Source organism: Streptomyces aureus (assembly GCF_000725495.1).
GTDB classification, from domain to species: Bacteria; Actinomycetota; Actinomycetes; order Streptomycetales; family Streptomycetaceae; genus Streptomyces; species Streptomyces aureus_B.
This window is the reverse complement of sequence record NZ_JNZD01000121.1, coordinates 1-235: the sequence shown is the minus strand read 5'-3', so window position 1 is coordinate 235 and position 235 is coordinate 1. Positions and strand designations below refer to the sequence as shown.

At 68.1% G+C, this 235-nt stretch carries 1 pseudogene; it reads left to right on the top strand.

From position 1 onward, the window contains the following. Window positions 1–235: pseudogene (locus IO36_RS36240) on the top strand (glucose-6-phosphate isomerase); the annotation flags it as partial.

Genomic DNA, 235 nt, shown 5'->3' with positions numbered 1-235 from the left:
GACCCCCGACGAGGTCCGCGCCGAGGGCGTGCCCGAGGAACTGGTGCCGCACAAGACGTTCCAGGGCAACCACCCCACCACCACCATCCTCGCCGCCGAGCTGACCCCCTCGGTCCTGGGCCAGCTGATCGCGCTGTACGAGCACAAGGTGTTCGTCCAGGGCGCGGTCTGGAACATCGACTCCTTCGACCAGTGGGGCGTCGAACTCGGCAAGGTCCTCGCCAAGCGCGTCGAA